The following is a 502-nucleotide window of genomic DNA, read 5'->3' as shown; positions in this document are numbered from 1 at the left end:
GCACCTCCTCGACCAGGCGCTTGATCGAGACGACCTCGGGGCGGACCTCCAGCTTGCCGGCCTCGATCTTCGAAAAATCGAGGATGTCGTCGATGATGCGCAGCAGCGACCGGCTCGATTCCCGCACGAGCCCGAGCGTCTCGCGCTGCTCGGCGTCCAGTTCGGTCAGGCTCAGCAATTCCAGCATGCCCAGGACGCCGTTCATGGGCGTCCTGATCTCGTGGCTCATGGTGGCCAGGAAGGTGCTCTTGGCGCGGTTGGCCGCTTCCACCTCGGAACTCCTTTGCGCCAGGGCCGAATTCAGCCGCTCGATTTCACGCTCCTTCTTCTTCCTCTCCGTCACGTCTTCCGCAATGGTCAGCAGGTAGCGCGGCTGGCCGGCGTCGTCGAGGATCGGAATCTTTTTCGCGTGCAGGACGTGCACGCTGCCATCTTGTGCATGCAGGGTCTCCTCGGGGATGTCCACTTCCCGGCCCAGCGCCAGCGCTTCCTTGTCCTTGGC

Annotated in this window: 1 protein-coding gene; it reads right to left on the bottom strand. The window is 63.7% G+C overall.

The features are described 5' to 3' along the window. The coding region (locus tag AC1DY5_RS58350) for a histidine kinase dimerization/phospho-acceptor domain-containing protein (RefSeq protein WP_478123142.1) at window positions 1-502 on the bottom strand (502 nt) is incomplete at both ends.

This window comes from Variovorax sp. P4_D9 (assembly GCF_056401695.1).
Note: the sequence above shows the minus strand (reverse complement) of the source record. Positions and strands in the feature narration are given on the sequence as shown.